Source organism: Marinobacter sp. UBA2688, assembly GCF_002352785.1.
GTDB lineage: Bacteria > Pseudomonadota > Gammaproteobacteria > Pseudomonadales > Oleiphilaceae > Marinobacter > Marinobacter salarius.
Genome location: NZ_DELU01000023.1, coordinates 594 through 19,951 on the forward strand (window position 1 = coordinate 594; position 19,358 = coordinate 19,951).

A 19,358-nucleotide genomic window follows, 5' to 3' on the forward strand; every position below is an offset into this window, starting at 1 on the left:
GCTTGTCGTCACTGCCGCCACCAGGGCCCGCCACGCCACTGATCGCAACAGCCACATCCGCACCCGTGGCCGCCAGGGCACCAGCAACCATTTCCCGTACCACCGGTTCGCTAACTGCGCCGTGCTCCCCCAGCGACGGTTCAGTCACACCCAGCAAGCCCCTTTTTGCATCGTTGCTGTAGGTCACCAGTCCCGCCAGAACGTAGGAAGAAGAGCCCGCGCGGTCGGTCAGCACCTTGGCAACCCAGCCGCCAGTGCAACTTTCGGCAGTGGCTATCGTAAGCTCGCGTTGCATTAATACGTCAGCCAATTGCGTGCCGGCTTCCGCCAATGCCTCGTCAGTCAGTGGCATAATGATCTCCTTCGTTTCATCATGGCGGTTATTTTCTTACAATCCCTGCCTTCACATAAAGCCAATGGATCCGGAACCGTTCATGTCAGCAGCCCAGACCGATCTGTCCCACCACACCCCGATGATGAGGCAATACCTCAAGATCAAGGGTGAACACCCCAATGAACTGGTGTTCTACCGCATGGGGGACTTTTACGAGCTGTTCTACGAGGATGCCAAGAAAGCTGCCGAGCTGATGGATATCACCCTGACAGCCCGGGGGCAGTCGGGGGGCAGCCCGATTCCCATGGCGGGCATTCCTTACCATTCCGCTGAAGGCTACATTGCACGTCTGGTTCGTGCTGGTCAATCCATCGCCATTTGCGAGCAGATTGGCGACCCGGCGACCAGCAAGGGGCCGGTAGAGCGCAAGGTGGTTCGCATTGTGACGCCGGGCACGCTGAGCGACGATGCGTTCCTTGAGGACCGCCGGGATAACCTTCTGGTCGCCATCTACAGCCACCGGGAGCAGTTTGGTTTTGCCTCCCTCGACATCTCCAGCGGACGGTTTACCGTGTCTGAACTGGACGATCTCGAGGGCCTGCAAGGGGAGCTCCAGCGCCTGCGCCCAGCGGAGATCCTGATCAGTGAGGACTTTCCTTATCAGGACGTACTGGACGGCTATACCGGTATCCGTCGCCAGGGCCCATGGCTGTTTGAGTCCGACACCGCCCGCCGCGTGATTACCCAGCAACTGCAGGTCCGCGACCTGACCGGTTTTGGCTGCGAAGACCTCACGCTGGCCATCTGTGCCGCCGGATGCCTGCTGCAGTACGCCAAAGAAACCCAGCGCACCGCCCTGCCCCACATTCGCAAACTCAGCCGTGAACGGCGCGAGGAAGCGGTAATCCTGGACGCCACCAGCCGCCGTAACCTGGAAATCGACACTAACCTCATGGGCGGCACCCAGCACACCCTGGCCTGGGTGATGGACCGGACGGCGACCGCCATGGGTGGGCGCCAGCTAAGACGATGGCTTAACCGGCCCTTACGGGACATTACCGTGGTGGAACAACGCCAGCAGGCGGTTTCAGCACTTCTGGACGGCTTTCACTATGAGCCGGTTCATGACCTGTTGAAAAGCATCGGTGATATCGAGCGGATTTTGGCCCGCGTGGCGCTGCGTTCAGCGCGCCCAAGGGATCTGGCACGGCTGCGGGATGCTTTTCTAAGCCTGCCGGATTTACAGAACGCACTGACACCGGTCAATTCCCACCACGTCGTCAGACTCGCCACAACGATCAGCGAGTACCCCGAACTATCGGACCTGCTGGAACGAGCCATCATCGACAACCCGCCGGTGGTCATCCGGGATGGTGGTGTTATCCGCGAAGGCTTTGACGAAGAGCTCGACGAGCTGCGTAACATCAGCGAGAACGCAGGCCAGTTCCTCCTGGACGTTGAGACTCGTGAGCGCGAGCGTACCGGGATCAGCACGCTGAAAGTGGGTTATAACCGGGTACACGGCTACTACATCGAAATTACCCGCGCCCAGTCCGGGCAGGCGCCAGTGGATTACATCCGCCGCCAGACCCTGAAAAACGCCGAACGCTTTATCACCCCGGAACTGAAAGAATTCGAAGACAAGGCCCTTAGCGCCAAGAGCCGCTCGCTGGCACGGGAGAAAGCCCTGTACGACGAGGTGCTGGAAACTGTCGCCGCCGAACTCGCGCCCCTGCAGGACGCGGCTCAGGCCCTGGCGGAGCTGGATGTGCTCAGCAACTTTGCCGAGCGGGCCACCAGCCTTCGCTTCAATGCCCCGGAATTCAGTGACACGCCCGGCTTCGATATCGAAGAAGGCCGCCACCCGGTGGTGGAACAACTGCTGAGCGATCCCTACGTGCCCAATGATCTGCTGATGGACCAGCAACGGCGCATGCTGGTGATCACCGGCCCCAACATGGGCGGTAAGTCCACCTACATGCGCCAGGCAGCACTGATTGCCCTGCTGGCTTACACCGGCAGCTATGTGCCCGCCAACCGCGTGGTCATCGGGCCACTGGATCGTATTTTCACCCGCATGGGGTCGTCAGACGACATCGCCGGCGGCCGCTCAACCTTTATGGTGGAAATGACTGAGACCGCCAATATCCTTCACAACGCCACGGAATACAGCCTGGTGCTGATGGACGAGGTTGGGCGCGGCACCAGCACCTTCGACGGCCTGTCCCTGGCGTGGGCGACAGCGGAACACCTGGCCAAACACATTCGCTGCTACACCCTGTTTGCCACTCACTATTTCGAGCTCACGCAACTGGCCGACGATCTTGAGCACGCCGTTAATGTTCACCTGACAGCCACCGAGCACGACGACACCATCGTGTTCCTGCACAACGTTCATGACGGCCCGGCGAGCCAGAGCTATGGTTTGCAGGTGGCGAAGCTGGCTGGCGTGCCCCAGGACGTGATTCGCAATGCCAAGGAGCAGTTGTCCCACCTTGAAGGCGGTGCGGCACCAGCCAGGCCGGCAGCCGATCATACCGCCGTGGCGCCGGCTGAACCTGAAAAACAGCCACGCACCGCCCGCGTTAGCGAGCCGGTTATGCAGGCAGACATGTTCGCCAGCCTGGAGCCCAGCAAAGTGGAAGAATGCCTGGCCGACCTGGACGTGGACGGACTGACTCCGCGGGATGCCCTTAACCGACTGTACGAATTGAAAGAACTGCTGGGGAAATAGCGGAACTCAGCGGCAGAATTGATCTGTGTAATAACGATAGTGCGCCTCAGCGCTTGCGACAGGGCAGGCCGCTCAATACAATATCGCGCAATTATTATTACACTGATGAGATTGACTACTGGACCAGGAAACTGACTATGACGTTTGTCGTTACTGATAACTGCATCAAGTGCAAATACACGGACTGCGTGGAAGTATGCCCGGTTGACTGCTTCTACGAAGGCCCGAACTTTCTGGTAATCGATCCGGACGAATGCATCGATTGCGCCCTGTGTGAGCCGGAGTGCCCCGCTGAGGCCATTTTCTCGGAAGACGAGCTGCCGGCGGATCAGGTCCAGTTTGTGGAGCTCAACGCCGACCTGGCAGGCAAGTGGCCCAACATCACCGAAAAGAAAGACCCGCTGCCAGAAGCCGAAGAGTGGGACGGCAAGCCGGACAAGCTGCAGTACCTCGAAAAGTAATAGCTGCGTTCAGCGTATTACCATCAAAAAGGGGAGCCTCGGCTCCCCTTTTTCATACATCACCACTTCACTGCGTCGCCAGTTTTGCCCCGATAGCGACGAAGAAGCCACCAGTCAGCGCGTTCAGCATGCGCTTTACGCCCTGCCCCACGCCAAGCCTTCTTGATTTGACCACCACCAACGCCAGCCCACATTGCCAGGCCATCGCCAGCACAAAGTGAACCGCCGCAAGGAACAGCGATTGCTGGAATGCATTCCCGGCGGGATCGATAAACTGAGGAAGCAACGCCATATAGAACAGCGCCGTTTTCGGATTCAGCACGTTGGACAGCAGGCCTTCTCGAAACGCCACCCAGATTGATACCGGTTTCATCAATGGCGGTTCGGCGCTCGATATCGAGGATTCATCGGCGTTTGCGGGGCCCCGGGCCATGGCCTGACGCAACGAACTCAGCCCCAGCCAGATCAGGTAGCAGGCACCTGCCCATTTGACCGCGGTAAACGCCCAGGCCGTCTCTACCAGCAGCACCGAAATACCCAGAGCGGACAGGGTGGCGTGAATAAACAACCCACAGCAGATGCCCACGCTGGTGACACAGCCATCCCGCAAACCATGTTTCAATCCACCGCGCCCGGCGTTCCGCATCACCAGCAGGGTGTCCACCCCTGGCGTGACAGTCAGTAGCGAGATGGCCACCAGATAGGCCCAGAACAGCTCCGTTGGTACCAGCATTGCCAAACATCCCACGCGAACGCAGGAGTGCTCAGCTCTCCTGCTGCAGAAGTTTTTTCGCCGCGGCCGACTTATAGAATGGCGCAAGACGACGACGGGTCAGGGCCTCAAGATACCCCTCCTCCCGCAGCACGTCTATCACAGGAAGTGCGTAGGCATCCACCTCCGCCATGACTACATCGCGATCGACCCCAACGGCAGCCAACAGCTCAATTACCGGCTTGTCGCCATACAGGGTAAACAGGTGCTCCACCACGGCCCTGGCACACCCCTCAAAATAGGCCGTCTGTCGGAACTGCAGCCAGAACTCATACCCCAGAACCACAAACTCCTGGAGCTGTATGTCTCCAAGCCCCTCGTGCAACTCTTCGATGGTGCGGTCTTCCAGTGACACCCATACGGCCATCACGCTGTCGCGCAGCTCCTCGTCGCTCAGCGCCTTGTTCAGGAACTGTTCACTCCGGCTGATCAACCCCGGCAGGCTGTCGGACAACCAGGCCTTGAAACGGCGCTCAAAGGTCTCGTCCAGGCCCGGAACCGCCCTGTTGGCCATGCGCTTGCCAAACTTCATCATCGAACCGACACCAGGAACACTCTTGGTAATCAGGTTGTCCTCATAGAGGTAGTTCACCACGCCCTGATACACCACGTTTGAAACCAGCTCCTGATAGACCGGGTGAGCCATGATCTCGCTGATCACCCGCTCACGCTGCTGACGTAGTTCAAGGGCCTCTTCGAGGAACCCGGTGGCCTGCTCTCGGGTGATAATATCCCGTAACCGGGACGTGCGCTGGACCGGCGCGTTCAATACCTCCGTAGCCATTTCGGCCGCCAGTTCCGGGATACCGGCATCCAGTTCCATGTTGATCACAATGCGCTGGATCACGCCCATAACCTGTTCCGCCGAGGTCAGCCGGTTCAGGGTGATGGCCCCGGCGTAGTCAAACAGTTCATCCACTTCGGTTTCGAGAAAGCGCCGCAACTTGGCCCCTTTCAGGGAAGCCAGTTCGTGTTTTACGTGTTGCTCGAGCAACGCATTGGCGAGATCCGTTTTACCTTTGGTCATAATCGGGGTCCGGTGCTGTCTGGAAGTGGGCTTCTGAATTGAGAACGATATGAGGCTAACACGAAGCCCGACCGGCTGCGTTTGCCGAAGATACAGCCTTTGGTGTGCGAGTGAGCCAAGAAACGGGAGGTGGTGCCTGGGCGCCCGATAGTCCCGGCTACTGGAAATCGCTGAATTCGTGGGGTTCTGCGGCAAGCGCCAGGCACAGGCTGCCGGGGCCGATGTAGATGCTGCTGGTAATGCCCATCTGGGAGAGCAACAGCTCAACACCGTTTTTCTCACAGGCGTCACGCAGGCGATTCAATCCTGGAAGGTCCTCGATTTCAGTCCAGGTCAGGCCGCAGGAAAGGCTGACATAGGGCGTCAACAGTCCTGCCTCGACCCTCGCGGTGGCATAGTTCATCACTTTTTCCACTGCCACGTCGAAACTCCGGGTTTTGGCAACCGGTTGTCCTTCAGCGCCCTGACCAAAAATGACCGGGGTGATGTTCAGTGCCTTGCCGAGAAACGCCACCAGTGCCGACACGCTCTTGTCTCCACGCCGACGGGCCCGTTCGCGGATATAGTGCAAATCCCGGGGAATCACGCAGGTGTAGATTCTGTCGGTGAACGTGTCGACTTCATTGCGTAAGGCGTTTTTCGAAAGCTTCTGCTCAATCAGGCGAAGGGTGTGAGCCGCCAGCAGCCCCTGGCCGGCAAAGATCTGTTTGCTGTCGATCACCCGCATGGAGAATTTGCCCTCCCGCCCGGCGGCGTGGCGGGCCTCATGATAGTGCCCCATCACACTGTTCATGGCTTCCGTGGCATTCTGGAAAATCAGGCTGCGAGACCGGGTGACCGTTTCGCAGATGGCAACGTCAAATTCCGTGACAATTTTTTCCATGAACAGGTCGTGGATCTGTTCGGCGGAGAAGGCGTGCGTTTCGGCGTGGTGGCCCTTCTGTAATAGGCCGCTCTGGTAGAATTCCTGGGTCCTGACCGGGTCGTGCTCGTCGATGTAGGTCTGGCCATCAATAACGGCCGTGACCGGCAGAACAAACAGATCGTGCTTGCGACTGAACTCATAGGGCAGATCGCAGGCGGAATCAACGATAAGACCAACGCGCATGGGGCCTCCAGCTATGGGAAGCTATTCCAGCCGGTTGCTTCCCTTTATTGTCATTGTTTTTGGCAGGCCCAGTCTTACACAAAGCGGTCAATATTTCAGCACCCTGCTAGCGAGCGGATGGCTTCAGTTCAAGTTCATTGAGGTTTTTCTCGATCAGTTCACGGTTATCCTGTTGCCACGGATGAAACCCCTTGCGGAAATAGGCCAGGAAGTCCGGCATGCACTTGCGCAACACCCCCGGTTTACCCCATAGAAAGTTAATACCACCGATCCACGTGCCGAGGCTCCACAACTTGCCGTCGGTTTTCAACAGACTGCAGGTGTTCAGGAAGGTGTACTTGAAGAAATTCCAGGTCACAAACAGGAATACAATCCGGCGAAGACGCTCATTGCCAACGCAGTGTCGATAGACGTCGAAAGCCACCGATTTGTGCTCAGTTTCCTCGATGGCGTGCCAGCGCCACAGCTTTTCCATGTCCGGTGTGGCCCCTTCCATCCATTCCGGGTGACGGAGAATGGCATTCGCCAGCACCGCGGTATAATGCTCGGCGCCGCAGGTTCCGGCCAGTTGGCGACTGGGCGGCAGGTTGCCTACCCACGCCATATGCCTGCGGAATCGCTCATCAATGGCATCGATGTTGTACCCACGAGCCTTCAACGCTTCGTTGTAGTGCTTGTGCTCCCGGCTATGCAGCGCCTCCTGGCCAATAAACCCGCGAATCTCTTCCTTAAGCTTGGGATCGTCCACCTTGTCCCGGTAGAGCCGAACCGCATTGATAAACTGCTGCTCGCCATCGGGGAACTGGAGCGAAAGCGCATTGAAGAACGCCGTGCGGAAGGTGTCATTGCCGTGCCACAGGGTTTTGAGGTCGTCGGCAATATCGAAGTGCATGTGTCGGGGTGCAACCGAAACGCCTTCGGGCGTGGAGCTGATGGTCATGACTGCCTCCGGGTTATTGTGATTATGAAGCGGCATTCACCGTACAGCGGCAACGTCGCGTACGAAAATTGATCAGAAACTTCAGTTTAAACCCGAATTCAACACGGAAGGAAGGCGACAACTACAAAAAAGCGACAAGTTGTCACTATATGACAACTTGTCAAACAAAAAAGGAGGCATGGCCAAGCCGATGCCTCCAAGGACACATAAGGGTAAAGTGCGTTCAAGCAGATCAGACGCTGCTGGCTTAATGTTCTTCAGTTGCCTTAACACCCGGCGCTTCCGGGTCGGCGGTAAATCCAAGCAGCTTGGTGCGCTCGATAAGAAAATACAGCACGGCACCGGTGGCCAGTCCCCAACCCGCTCCATAGACTGCCAGAACCACCCCCATGGTACCGGCGATACCACGTTCAGTGTTGTTCTCCAATTGCTCAAGCCCCACCATTAGGCAGATGTAGCCAGTCAGAAGCAGAGTCAACGACAAGGCAATCGGCAATACTGGCTGGAAGAAGCTCACCAACGGCAACACAAACAAGGCAATGAAACCAGTAACCCAGAACGTACCACCACCGCTGTAGATGGAATCCATGGCGTTACGGCCATATTTATAACGCTCAGCCATGGTAGCGGTAACCGCCGTCCAGATAGGGCCGGCAAGACCGGGGTATGGCGCAAAGAAAGCGTGCCCACCGTTGCGGATAGCCGTCACGAGATGTACACGATCAATGCTGTTATCAATCTCCTCATCCTTTCGCAGGTGATCCACCCGGTTCATCAACGACTGCCCAACTACGATGTCACCAAAGGCAATGACATAGGCGATCACCGCTGTCGGAATGGCGTACATGAACACTTCGGCATCGGGAAACCCGACAGCAAACGGCAGATAGTTCCACAGCTCGTCAAACGCCGGCTTGGTAATGCCCCACTCCACGTCTGGAACGGCATACTCACCAGTGGCAAAACCCACCAGGATGGCGACGACCATTCCCGGGACCATTCCGTAGTTCGCAATCTTGCGGGCAATGTTGCTGGTGTCGACGAACCCTTTGAAAGATACCGAAAACATCAGATACAGACAGACCAGACCGCCCACAATCAGGGAAATGGGGGTTTCAGCCAGTCGTCCACCTGCTTCGATTTCGCCCATCAATGCGGCAATACCGGCACCAATAATAATGCCGCCCTTCATGGAACGGGGAATCAGCTCCACCAGCTTGCTCCCCAAGCGGGTAACCCCCAGCACCAGGAAAATAATGAACACCAGGAACTGTAGCGCAAACAACGCTTTAATTGCCTCCGGACCCGGCTCGTAGTCACCCAGGAAGAGAAGCACCACAGGGATGCCCGGCGTGATCCAGCCCGGTATCAGTGGAACACCGAGTAACGCTGGCAACATGAAACCGATGCCGCAAATCACCACGTAGGCAAGCGCAACGTCGTAGGGCACACCGAGGTACTTCTCCAGAAGCGGAATCATCGCAAGGCTGACCACGAACATGATCAGCGCCTGCACCATTTCGGCAAACTCCCAACGGTAGTGAACAAACGGCAGTCGAATCTTGAATGGACCAGCCGGCCAATATGGCTGCTCTTCCCCATTTTTACGGTGGTAAACTTGCATAAAAAGTCTCCTGGTGCGGAATCATCCGCACCTCATGTTGTTTTTGTGTTAACGGTTTCCAAACCCGGTCGCCGGGCTATAACACCACCAGATCAATCCAGTTCTTTTGCCTGGTCTCGCAGCACGAATTTCTGGATCTTGCCGGTTGAGGTTTTTGGCAGGTCACTAAATACGATCGTCTTGGGCACCTTGAAGCGAGCCAATCGTTCACGGCAGAAGTCGATCAGATCCTCCTCGCTCACTTCGCTGGCTTCCGGCTTCAAGGTGATAAACGCACAAGGGGTCTCGCCCCATTTGGCGTCTGGACGCGCAACCACCGCTGCCTCCAATACCGACGGATGGCGATACAGAGCGTCTTCCACCTCAATGGTAGAAATATTTTCGCCCCCCGAAATGATGATGTCCTTCAGACGATCCTTGATCTCCATATAACCGTCCTCGTGCCACACAGCCAGATCGCCGGTGTGGAACCAACCGCCGCGAAAGGCTTCCTCAGTGGCCTTGGGGTTTTTCAGATAGCCCTTCATTACGGTGTTACCGCGCAGGAATATCTCGCCAATGGTTTTACCGTCTTTAGGTACTGGCTCCATGGTGCTTGGCTCGCCCACCATCGTGCCTGCCAGCGTCTGATAACGAACGCCCTGACGTGCTTTGATCGTGGCCCGTTCATCCAGCGTTTTCTCATCCCACTCGGATTTCCACGCACACACTGTCACTGGGCCGTATACCTCGGTGAGACCATATACATGGGTAATCGCAATCCCCATTTCCTCAATGGCACCGATAACCTGTGCAGGAGGGGCTGCACCGGCTGTCATCGCCTTCACCTCGTGATCAATTCCGGCTTTTGCAGACTCTGGCACATTCAACAGAGCGTTGAGCACAATTGGCGCACCGCACATGTGAGTCACCTGATGATCGCGAATCAGCTGGAGGATTTTCTCCGGGTCCACCCGCCGTAGACACACATGGGTGCCTGCCATCGCCGTGACGGTCCAGGGGAAACACCAGCCGTTGCAGTGGAACATGGGAAGCGTCCACAGGTAGACGGGGTGCTGGCCCATTGACCACACGGCCTGATTGCCAAGACTGTTCAGATAAGCGCCACGATGGTGGTAAACCACACCTTTCGGGTTCCCGGTGGTACCTGATGTATAGTTCAGTGAAATTGCATCCCATTCGTTTTCAGGCAGGTTCCACTGGAACTCCGGGTCGCCTTCCTGAAGGAACGCTTCGTAATCCAGATCGCTCACCTGGATACCCTCACCGTATTCGGGATCGTCAATGTCAATGACCAATGGCTTTGAGTCCAGACGACTGATTGCATCGCGAACCACACTACCGAACTCCCGATCGGCCACCACCACTTTGGCTTCAGCGTGCTCAAGCATAAAAGCAATGGCCTCAGCATCCAGTCGCACGTTAAGAGTGTTGAGCACAGCCCCAATCATCGGAACGCCAAAGTGACATTCCACCATCGCCGGAATATTGGGCAGTATCGCCGCCACCGTGTCGCCACGACCGATGCCCCTGCTGGAAAGCGCAGAGGCCAGTCGGCGACACCGTTCATAGGTCTGTCCCCAGGTATAGCGAATGGCTCCGTGTATGACTGCCGGATAGTCCGGGTAGACACTGGCGGTACGCTCAATAAAGTCGATGGGGGAAAGGACAGAGTGATTGGCGCTGACTGGCTCGAGGCCCTGATCAAAAATTGATGTCATTGTATGGTCCTGTAAGCGTCATTATTCTTATGGTGCATTAAAGAAGTCTACCAAAAGGGCTACAATATCTGGTATAGAGATACTATTTTATAGCAACACTACTAGAAATTACACCAATGTATTATAGTGTATTTACTATATTAAAATGAAAAATAACCAAGGAAGCACTATCACAACCTTCCAGCTGCCAAGTTCCGACCCTGAAGCAGGGCTTATACTCGATTCCGACGGCCAGCTGCTAGGCTTGAATCAGGCAGCGAAAGATCTGTGTGCGGAGACCGGAACCGACAACCCGATCAGACTGCTACCAGTCAATTTCTCAGCTCTGATCAATGCCTGCCTTACCCAGGGGCGCGCTATTGAAGGCGTGGAGAGTCGTCTGCATTCGGCCACCCTGTCGTGGACGTTCATTCCCGACCAGGACTCTCGCCAGATTCTGGCACGGGGACGGGATGTCACAGACAACATTCGGAAACTGGACGAGGCAACCCGATCCAGCCGGCTTTACCGATTGATTACCGAAAACACTACAGACCTTATTTCCCGGCATGCACCGGATGGCAGGTTCATTGATGCCACGCCGGCATCCTGGAGGCTGCTGGGGTACTGGCCTGAGGAACTTAGGGGCAAACCTCTTGAAGAGGTATTCCGAAGCAATGCCTTCAGCGCCGAAATGGAGGAAGCCCGTAACCGGCTTCGGGACGAAGGCTACGCCACCATGACCATAGAGATCACCCACCGGGACGGCAGCAAGCGATGGTTTGAAATCGCCAGCCGGGCGATCAGGGAAACCTACACCGGAGCAGTGATCGAGGCCGTCAGCGTCTCACGAGACATTACCGCAAGGGTAAAGTCGGAAGAAAACAACCGCCGACTGGCCGAAGAACTCGCCCACACTGCCCGCTTGGCGACACTGGGCGAACTGGCATCCAGTATCGCCCACGAGATGAACCAGCCACTGGCGTCGATCGTTAACTTTGCCAGTGCAAGCCAGCGTTATCTGAAACTGGCCCTGGAGTACCCGGAGAACCTCGAGCGGGTGGACGATGGTCTGCAGCGAATCACTCATCACGCCAACCGCGCCTCGGAAGTCATCAAGCGACTGCGGGCCTTTCTACGTAAGGGGCAGCAACGCACAGCGCCGGTTAACATCAATGACGCGGTAACCAACGTCAAGCGACTATGCCAATGGGATGCAGACAAACATAATGTTGTCATCCAGGAGAACCTAACGCCGCTCAACCCCGTACTCACTGCCGACCCGGTCTTACTCGAGCAGGTGTTGATCAACCTGATTCGCAACGGTATCGACGCCAATACCGAAGCCCGGCAGGATAACAACGCCCCATCTCACATTAAGATTGAAACCTGCATAACACCGGCGCAGGAGACCCTGATCAAGGTGACTGACCACGGAACGGGCCTTGACGAGGAAGGCCTGCGACACATGTTCACGCCCTTCTATACCAGCAAACCTCAAGGACTTGGCCTTGGACTTTCCATGAGCCGCTCCATTATTGAGGGATATGGCGGCTTTCTGGACGCACAACCAGCCGACGGTGGCGGCCTGACACTGATATGCCGCTTCCCTCCTCCCCACTGCAAAAAGAATGAATCCGGCAACCCTAGGGAGACAGACCAGGATGAGTGATTCAGCCCATACCGTTTATGTTGTAGACGATGATGCCGGCATGCTGGAGTCCACCCAGTGGCTGCTGGAGTCCGTTGGCCTACACGTGCAGCCTTATGCAGATGGCCGGCAATTTCTGAACGCCGTTAATCCGGAGCATACCGGCTGCGTGGTCCTCGACATACGGATGCCTGGCCTCGGCGGCCTGAACGTTCAGGAAGAGCTTCAAAAACGGGGCTCGCAACTTCCCATCATCTTTCTCTCTGGACACGCGGATGTGCCCATCGTGGTCCGCGCCTTCAAATCCGGGGCTTTTGATTTCATCGAGAAGCCATTCAACGAACAACTTCTTCTGGATAGCGTCCAGCAGGCCCTTCAGGAACATCAGAAAACCAATAGTCAACAACGTGGAGACCAGCACACTGACACGCTTGTCGCTTCTCTCACACGGCGGGAACGGGATGTATTCATGCCATTGGCACAAGGATACACCAGCAGGGAAATAGCGGAGCAACTGGGCATCGGCGTGAAGACAATTGACTTGTACAGGGCGCGCGTAATGAAACGGCTAGGTGTGGAGCGCGTGCCGGATGTTACGGGCATTGCGGTTGCCATCGGCCTGCTGGATCCGATGAGCCTGCGGAAAAAATAGGCCCGAGTCAGGCCCGGGACTCAGCCGCCACAGCCGTTACGATGGCACCGAGGCGCGCAATGGCCTGCTCAACCCGCTCACTCCAGGGATTGGCACCATTCAATCGCAGGCAGTTTTCGTACTTGTCGGTGGTGGAGAACATCAGGCCCGGAGCCACGTTGATATTCTCCTCCCGCGCCCGGCGAAACACCTCTGTACCGGACACTGTGCCCGGAAGCTGAACCCACAGCACGAAACCGCCCTGGGGACGGCTGACAGCCGTACCTTCCGGGAAGGAGCGTCCTACTGCCGCACGCATACGGTCCGTTGCCTCGCGGTAACGCTGCCGGGCTGAACGCAGGTATCGGTCGTAACCGCCCTGCTCCAGGAAATGCGCTACGGCAATCTGGGGCACACTCGCCGTACCCAGATTACTGAAATACTTCTGCTGCCGTGCTTCGGCGAGGTATTTTCCCGGCATCATCCATCCCAGCCGTAAACCCGGAGAAATGGTCTTGGAGAAGGAGTTGCAATAGATAACATTGCCGGTGCGATCAAAGACCTTTGCCGGTCTGGGTCGATTCATGCCGTAATAGAGATCGCCGTAGATGTCGTCCTCAATCAAAGGAACGCCCACCGCTTCCAGCATCCTTACCATCTGCTGCTTGCGAAGATCAGACATCGTCGCGCCCATGGGATTGCTGTGATTGGGGACCACCACGCATGCCTTCACCGGCCACTGTTCCAGCGCCAGCTCCAATCCCTCCAGGCTCAGCCCTTCCGAAGGATGCGTCGGCACTTCAATGACCCGGAGCCCAACCACGTCCAGCGCCTGGAGGATGCCCGGGAACGATGGTGACTCGACAACCACGATATCCCCAGGCGAAGTGACCGCCTGCAGGGCAAGAATAATGGCTTCCTGGGCGCCGTTGGTGGCAAGAATGTCGTCGGGCGTGGTAATAATCCCCAACGCGGCCATTCGCTGGGCCACCTGACGGCGATACTCGATCTTGCCGGGAAAGGCATAGTCTAATGTTTCCAGCCCACGCCGCGCAGCCCAGAGGGTGGCATGCTGGATCTGCCGCACGGGCAAAAAATCGGGATGTGGCACAGCAGCGGCCAGAGGCACCATGCGCTTCTCTTCGTCAGCACAAAGATCAAGCGCCATGTCACGGGCACTCACCGGCACCGGCTTGGCTTTGTGCTTCTGCATCACCGGTTCTGGTGTATCCCGCCTGGGCAGATGCACAAAATAGCCGCTGCGCTCTCGCGCTTCGAGGTAGCCTCGGGCCTCCAGCGTCTGGTGTGCTTGAAGCACCGTTGACACGCTCACGCCAAACTGGCGACTGAGCGCCCGAACACCAGGCAACCGCTCACCTTCGCGATAAACCCCATCACGAATCAATGCGTGTAACTGGTCTGCTACCTGATTATAGAGAATGCCCATCGCTTCATCCTGCCAGATCAATCCAGAATGGCTGCAGTACAGATCGAACAGATTCTCACCAGTACAGATGTCACATAGAAAGGCCTGTACCGGTCCAAAATCACAATATCTGAATCTGTTATGGTTGTCTGCATAAACGGAGAATGGTGACTCTGGCTATCATCCATCGAATCTCGCGAAAGGAAAGGGAATGAAAACACTACCGATATATCAGGTCGACGCCTTCGCCAGTCAGGTTTTTAGCGGCAATCCCGCGGCCGTCATGCCGCTTGAAGAGTGGCTGCCGGACGACGCCATGCAGAAACTGGCACTGGAAAATAACCTCTCGGAAACAGCCTTTCTGGTGCCCTTACCCAAGGAAGCGGACGAAGACTTCCACATACGCTGGTTCACCCCAGGCATTGAAGTGCCGCTATGCGGTCACGCCACCCTCGCCAGCGCCTGGGTCCTATTCAACAAGCTCGACTGGAAAAAGGGGCAAATCCGATTCCAGTCCAAAAGCGGGCCCCTGGGAGTGAAACAGACCGACGACGGCTGGCTGGAGCTGGATTTCCCCAATCTGGGCTTTGAGGAACGCCCGACACCCAGCCTGATTCTGGAAGCCCTGGAAGGCTGCCCGAACACTTCGTTCTTTGTCCCCAAAGACACCAATTACCTCATCGTCCTCGGAGACGAAGCGGCAGTAAAAACTGCGCAGCCGGACATCCGCAAGCTCAAGGAACTTGGTAATCTGGGCGTCATCATCACTGCGCCTGGCAATGACTGCGACTTCGTCAGCCGTTACTTCGCCCCCGGCGGCGGCATTGATGAAGACCCGGTCACCGGCTCAATCCACAGTATTCTGGTGCCCTATTGGGCCGAAAAACTCGGCAAGAATCATCTGTTGGCACACCAGGTGTCTGCAAGGGGCGGCGTTCTGCGATGTGAACTGAAGGGCGACCGCGTCGCCATTGCGGGCCAGGCGGCGTTTTATATGGAAGGTTCCGTGCAACTGCCCTAACGTCTCCGCAAAAATGTATACTGCGCCCAACTAATACATGCGGGGCGGTACAAGCACAGATGTTTGGCAAGGCGCGGGTTGAGAGCTGTCAGGGATCGTCAAAAACAGGGATGTTTTTGTCGAGCGTACAGGGACGCATTCACCGCGTATCCCTGACCGCCCTCAACCCGTGCCGGAACTCCGTAGGCCTGCAGCGGGACAACATCAGATGAACACGGCGAGCTACGACGTCATCATCATAGGCGCCGGCGCCGCAGGCCTGATGTGCGCTCTAACTGCAGGCTACCGCGGCCGTAGCGTGCTGGTGATCGACCACGCCAACAAACCCGGCAAGAAGATCCTTATGTCCGGCGGTGGCCGTTGCAACTTCACCAACCTCAACAGCACGCCGGCGAACTTCCTCTCGGACAATCCCCACTACTGCATCTCCGCCCTGAAACGCTACACCCCCCAGCATTTCCTGGATCTGGTGGAACGCCACGGCATCGAGCACGAGGAGAAGGCCGCCGGGCAGCTATTCTGCAAGGACAGCAGCAAGGAAATACTCAATATGCTGCTCACCGAATGCGAATGGGCTGGCGCGGAAGTGCGGCTCAAGACAAGCGTTAAAACAATCAGCGGTGTCGATCACGGCTATCAGCTACAAACCAGCAGCGGTACCCTGACCTGCGAATCCCTGGTCATCGCCTGCGGTGGGCTGTCCATCCCCACCATGGGCGCAACCGGCTTTGGCTACGATATTGCGAAACAGTTCGGGCTTGCCGTACTGCCCACCCGGGCAGGGTTGGTGCCCTTCACCCTGCACCCGGAGCTGAAGGAACAGTTGGCGCCCCTATCCGGCGTCAGTTGCCCTGTGGATGTGCATTGCAACAACGAACATTTCCGCGAACCGATGCTGGTCACCCACCGCGGGCTCAGTGGCCCTTCGATGCTGCAGATTTCCAGCTTCTGGCACCCCGGCGACAGCCTGAGCGTCAACATGCTGCCCGCCACCAACGTAGAACAGGACCTGCACGACCTACGGAAATCAAAACCGCAATCCACGGTGGCCCAGTACCTTGCGCAACACCTGCCCAAACGCTTCGCCCAGGCCCTGAACGACGTTCACGGCTGGGCCGGCCCACTGCAGGGCTATAAGAACAGCGACATAGAACAGGTGGCCCGCGCCCTGGATCAATGGACCATCAAACCTGCCGGCACCGAAGGCTATCGAACGGCCGAAGTAACCCTGGGTGGCGTGGATACCCGCCAGCTGTCATCAAAAACCATGGCGGTAATGGACAGACCAGACCTGTATTTTATTGGCGAAGTGGTGGATGTGACGGGCCATCTTGGTGGGCATAATTTTCAATGGGCCTGGGCGTCGGGCGTGGCAGCAGGGAGCGCTGCCTGACACCCCGGGCAAAGCCCAGACTAAAGGTACTTCTCGATAGGCAACCACGACAAGAACCCGGACTTCGCCCGGCGCCACCAATGGACGGTCGGCTCACTGCCATATACCGCCTCACCGCTGCGCCACTGGAGATCTCCGTCCTCGTCCAGAGCCACCTCCCAGCTATTGCCGGGCGCCATGGTCAGCCGTACATCCTCCGCCACACGCTCTGCCAGGTCGGCACTGTGGATAATCAATACGGTTTCACCGTTGAGGTAGATGGAGCGGAGGTTAACGTTGAAGGACCCCACCACCAGGGTGCTGCGATCAAAAACCACTGATTTGGAGTGCAGGCTGACCTCGCCCGTGGCGCAGAAGGCGTCGTCACTCAGCCATTGCCGGCAGGCCTCGGCATCGGGCTTGAGTTCGTAGATGTCTATGCCCTGCTCCAGCATGTAGGGACGCCAGCGGGCATAACCGGCATGGTTGGTGACCAGATCATTGGAAGCCAGTGAGTTGGTCAGCGCGGCAACCTCCAGTTGCGGGCGCTCGCTGGCCCCCAGGGCCTGCAACTGTTCCCTGGCAAGAATGAGGTAGGCGGACTCGATCAGGATTTCCCGGGTGGCTGTCTGCGCCAGGCGTTGCAACGCCAGTGCGCTGCGTTTGGGTGTCTCGGATGGCGCGTCCATATGTTCAGGGGGAGGGTCAAACACCAGTTCCCCCTGAGCAATCGTCATTCGGCTGAACACGCTGGTCAGTTCAGACCTGCCCTGTTCCGCCCCGGTGGGGGCAGAGATGGGAAGTCGGGGTTGTGCGATGGCCTGCTGCCGAAGCCCCTCCAGCGTCTCGGCCAACTCCGCGCCAGTAGGCATGGATGTGTATAGATCGGATGCGGGGTAAGCCCAGGGGCTGCTCCAGTACGCCTGGAAATTATCCGCCATACCCTCAACCACCGGCCCCAGGGCAAGGACATCGCGATCCCTGAAATAGCGGCTCTCATCGAAGCCGAAATATTCATCACCAATGTTGCGACCACCGACAATGCCCGCAGTCCCGTCCACCACAAATGTCTTGTTGTGCATTCGGCGGTTTATTCGCTGGAAATCCATCAGGAACGATACCCATCGGCCCCAGCCACTGCGGTTTCTGGCTGGGTTGAAGATGCGAATATGAATATTCGGGTGGGTATCCAGGGAAGCAAACAATTCGCCGATCCCCTCGGCGTTAAAGTCATCCAGCAGCAGCCGGACCTGAACACCACGGTCCGCTGCGAGTAACAGCCGGCCGGCCAGGTGCAGTCCGGAGTCATCACGATTCCAGATGTAGTACTGGGCATCAATACGGTGTTCAGCCGCCTCAATCATAGCGGCTCGGTACAGGAAGGCGTCCTGACCAGAATCCAGCAGGTAATAACCGGATTGACCGTTCGCATCAGCCAGCCGTTGCCGGGACTGGCTGGAAAGGAAACTGTCGTCAGTCAGCACGGCGGTTTCGGCTCCGGAATGAGTGGCCGGCGGTAAACTGCCGGCACAGCCTGTCAGCAACACTAGCAGCACTAGCAGCACTAGCAGCCCTGACAGAGAGTAGCGTGCCGACATCAGCCCGGCAACAGAGCGCCGCTGGTTCAGCATTAGCGCAGGATCACCAGCGGCTTTTTCGCGGTTTTCAGCATGGTGGTTGTGGTGCTTCCCACCAGGAACTGCCGAATTCGTGAATGACCATAGGCACCCATTACCAGGATGTCGATGTCGTGTTCTTCCTGGTAGGCGTGAAGGGTTGGCTCTACATCCCCGCCACGGATCGCGATGGTGATGTCGGAGCCAAGGTCACCCAGCATCTTCTCTGCTTTCTTGAGCTGTTCCCAGCGGTCATTGGTGTCCGCTCCAATCATCACCAGATGAATCGGCATGCTTTTCAGTACCGGGCTACCCGCCAGAAGTTCCACGCCCTTGAACGCCGTGGCGCTGCCGTCAAAAGCCAGCATGGCGCTCTTTGGCTGCTCGTACTCGTCCGGAACCAGAAGAATCGGGCGGTGGACACTACGAATCACCGTTTCCAGTTGGCTGCCCACATGTACGTCACGGTCTGAACTGCTCTCACCGTGCAGCCCCATGACCAGCAGACGGGTCTGGTTTTCCAGGGCCAGCAGGGATTCCGTCAGATCCCCATGGCGCTGGCGCTTGATCACGTCGTCAATGCCCTGTTCCTTCACCCGGTGTTCAGCCTCATCGAGCATGTGATGGCCGTGTTCCAGGGCCAGCTTGGAACGCTTGCGGTCAAGCTCGGCAAGCTCATCCATCAGCTGTTCACGGCTTCCCAAGCCGATGCTGCCAGCCAGGTCCGGCTCTGTTGGATAGCGTTCCTCATCGAGGACGTGCAGCAGAGTCATCGGGGTTTCCATGTGCTTGCTGGCCCAGGCAGCGTAATCACACACCGCCGGTGCAGCCCGGGAGCCGTCGATACAGGCAACTACTCGTAGCATTTCAACCTCGCCTTGGTGATCCTTGTGGTTGTTATTCTGACCGGTTACGTCGTTGAATTCCTTGGCTTGTGTCAT

Annotated in this window: 16 protein-coding genes; 6 read left to right on the plus strand and 10 right to left on the minus strand. The window is 57.3% G+C overall.

Annotation, left to right across the window (positions count from 1 at the left end; genetic code table 11):
* A partial coding sequence (locus B3M52_RS11520; protein WP_286749615.1) for a CinA family protein occupies positions 1 to 352 on the minus strand: 352 nt, incomplete at its 3' end.
* Positions 353 to 434: 82 nt separating this feature from the next.
* Between B3M52_RS11520 and mutS the strand changes: the two genes are divergently transcribed.
* Positions 435 to 3,068 (plus strand): DNA mismatch repair protein MutS, encoded by a 2,634-nt coding sequence (gene mutS, locus B3M52_RS11525; RefSeq protein WP_075195839.1) that lies wholly within the window; start codon positions 435 to 437, stop codon positions 3,066 to 3,068.
* A 137-nt stretch (positions 3,069 to 3,205) separates the two neighbouring features.
* Positions 3,206 to 3,529, plus strand: a complete 324-nt coding sequence (gene fdxA, locus B3M52_RS11530) for a ferredoxin FdxA (RefSeq protein WP_007151871.1) — start codon at positions 3,206 to 3,208, stop codon at positions 3,527 to 3,529.
* Between the two features lie 67 nt (positions 3,530 to 3,596).
* Here fdxA and B3M52_RS11535 read toward each other — a convergent pair whose 3' ends face one another.
* The 6 genes from B3M52_RS11535 to B3M52_RS11560 all read right to left on the minus strand — a co-directional run bounded on the left by B3M52_RS11535 (position 3,597) and on the right by B3M52_RS11560 (position 10,721).
* The gene (locus tag B3M52_RS11535) at positions 3,597 to 4,262 is read right to left on the minus strand and encodes a LysE family translocator (RefSeq protein ID WP_036204562.1); all 666 of its coding nucleotides are present in this window, start codon (positions 4,260 to 4,262) and stop codon (positions 3,597 to 3,599) included.
* A gap of 31 nt (positions 4,263 to 4,293) precedes the next feature.
* On the minus strand, positions 4,294 to 5,328 hold the full coding sequence (locus tag B3M52_RS11540; protein WP_036204560.1) for a hypothetical protein: 1,035 nt from the start codon (positions 5,326 to 5,328) through the stop codon (positions 4,294 to 4,296).
* Between the two features lie 157 nt (positions 5,329 to 5,485).
* Positions 5,486 to 6,436 carry a DegV family protein gene (locus B3M52_RS11545; RefSeq protein ID WP_036204559.1) on the minus strand — a complete coding sequence of 317 codons (951 nt, stop codon included), beginning with the start codon at positions 6,434 to 6,436 and terminating at the stop codon, positions 5,486 to 5,488.
* Positions 6,437 to 6,542: 106 nt separating this feature from the next.
* Positions 6,543 to 7,376, minus strand: coding sequence for a metal-dependent hydrolase (locus B3M52_RS11550; protein WP_075195840.1), 834 nt, complete (start codon positions 7,374 to 7,376; stop codon positions 6,543 to 6,545).
* Between the two features lie 247 nt (positions 7,377 to 7,623).
* Positions 7,624 to 9,000 (minus strand): solute carrier family 23 protein, encoded by a 1,377-nt coding sequence (locus B3M52_RS11555; RefSeq protein ID WP_041334715.1) that lies wholly within the window; start codon positions 8,998 to 9,000, stop codon positions 7,624 to 7,626.
* A gap of 92 nt (positions 9,001 to 9,092) precedes the next feature.
* Positions 9,093 to 10,721: an acyl-CoA synthetase gene (locus B3M52_RS11560; protein ID WP_041334713.1), complete on the minus strand. Its 1,629-nt coding sequence runs from the start codon at positions 10,719 to 10,721 to the stop codon at positions 9,093 to 9,095.
* A 145-nt stretch (positions 10,722 to 10,866) separates the two neighbouring features.
* On the opposite strand from B3M52_RS11560, the gene B3M52_RS11565 reads away from it, so the two are divergent.
* Both B3M52_RS11565 and B3M52_RS11570 read left to right on the plus strand, forming a co-directional pair.
* Entirely contained in the window at positions 10,867 to 12,372 is a 1,506-nt protein-coding gene (locus tag B3M52_RS11565; protein WP_036204553.1) for a sensor histidine kinase, read from the plus strand.
* A complete protein-coding gene (locus B3M52_RS11570) occupies positions 12,365 to 13,003 on the plus strand; it encodes a response regulator transcription factor (RefSeq protein WP_075195841.1) in 639 nt (212 codons plus the stop codon). The genes B3M52_RS11565 and B3M52_RS11570 overlap by 8 nt, the downstream gene beginning before the upstream one ends.
* Positions 13,004 to 13,010: 7 nt before the next feature.
* Here B3M52_RS11570 and B3M52_RS11575 read toward each other — a convergent pair whose 3' ends face one another.
* Complete coding sequence (locus B3M52_RS11575; protein ID WP_075195842.1) at positions 13,011 to 14,429, minus strand: PLP-dependent aminotransferase family protein; 1,419 nt, start codon at positions 14,427 to 14,429, stop codon at positions 13,011 to 13,013.
* A 190-nt stretch (positions 14,430 to 14,619) separates the two neighbouring features.
* On the opposite strand from B3M52_RS11575, the gene B3M52_RS11580 reads away from it, so the two are divergent.
* Positions 14,620 to 15,429: a PhzF family phenazine biosynthesis protein gene (locus tag B3M52_RS11580; protein ID WP_075195843.1), complete on the plus strand. Its 810-nt coding sequence runs from the start codon at positions 14,620 to 14,622 to the stop codon at positions 15,427 to 15,429.
* A gap of 208 nt (positions 15,430 to 15,637) precedes the next feature.
* The gene (locus tag B3M52_RS11585) at positions 15,638 to 16,822 is read left to right on the plus strand and encodes an NAD(P)/FAD-dependent oxidoreductase (protein ID WP_075195844.1); all 1,185 of its coding nucleotides are present in this window, start codon (positions 15,638 to 15,640) and stop codon (positions 16,820 to 16,822) included.
* Between the two features lie 20 nt (positions 16,823 to 16,842).
* Here B3M52_RS11585 and B3M52_RS11590 read toward each other — a convergent pair whose 3' ends face one another.
* Together B3M52_RS11590 and B3M52_RS11595 are read right to left on the minus strand one after the other, a co-directional pair.
* On the minus strand, positions 16,843 to 18,432 hold the full coding sequence (locus B3M52_RS11590; protein ID WP_226909901.1) for a phospholipase D family protein: 1,590 nt from the start codon (positions 18,430 to 18,432) through the stop codon (positions 16,843 to 16,845).
* On the minus strand, positions 18,432 to 19,358 hold the full coding sequence (locus B3M52_RS11595; protein ID WP_075195845.1) for a universal stress protein: 927 nt from the start codon (positions 19,356 to 19,358) through the stop codon (positions 18,432 to 18,434). The genes B3M52_RS11590 and B3M52_RS11595 overlap by 1 nt, the downstream gene beginning before the upstream one ends.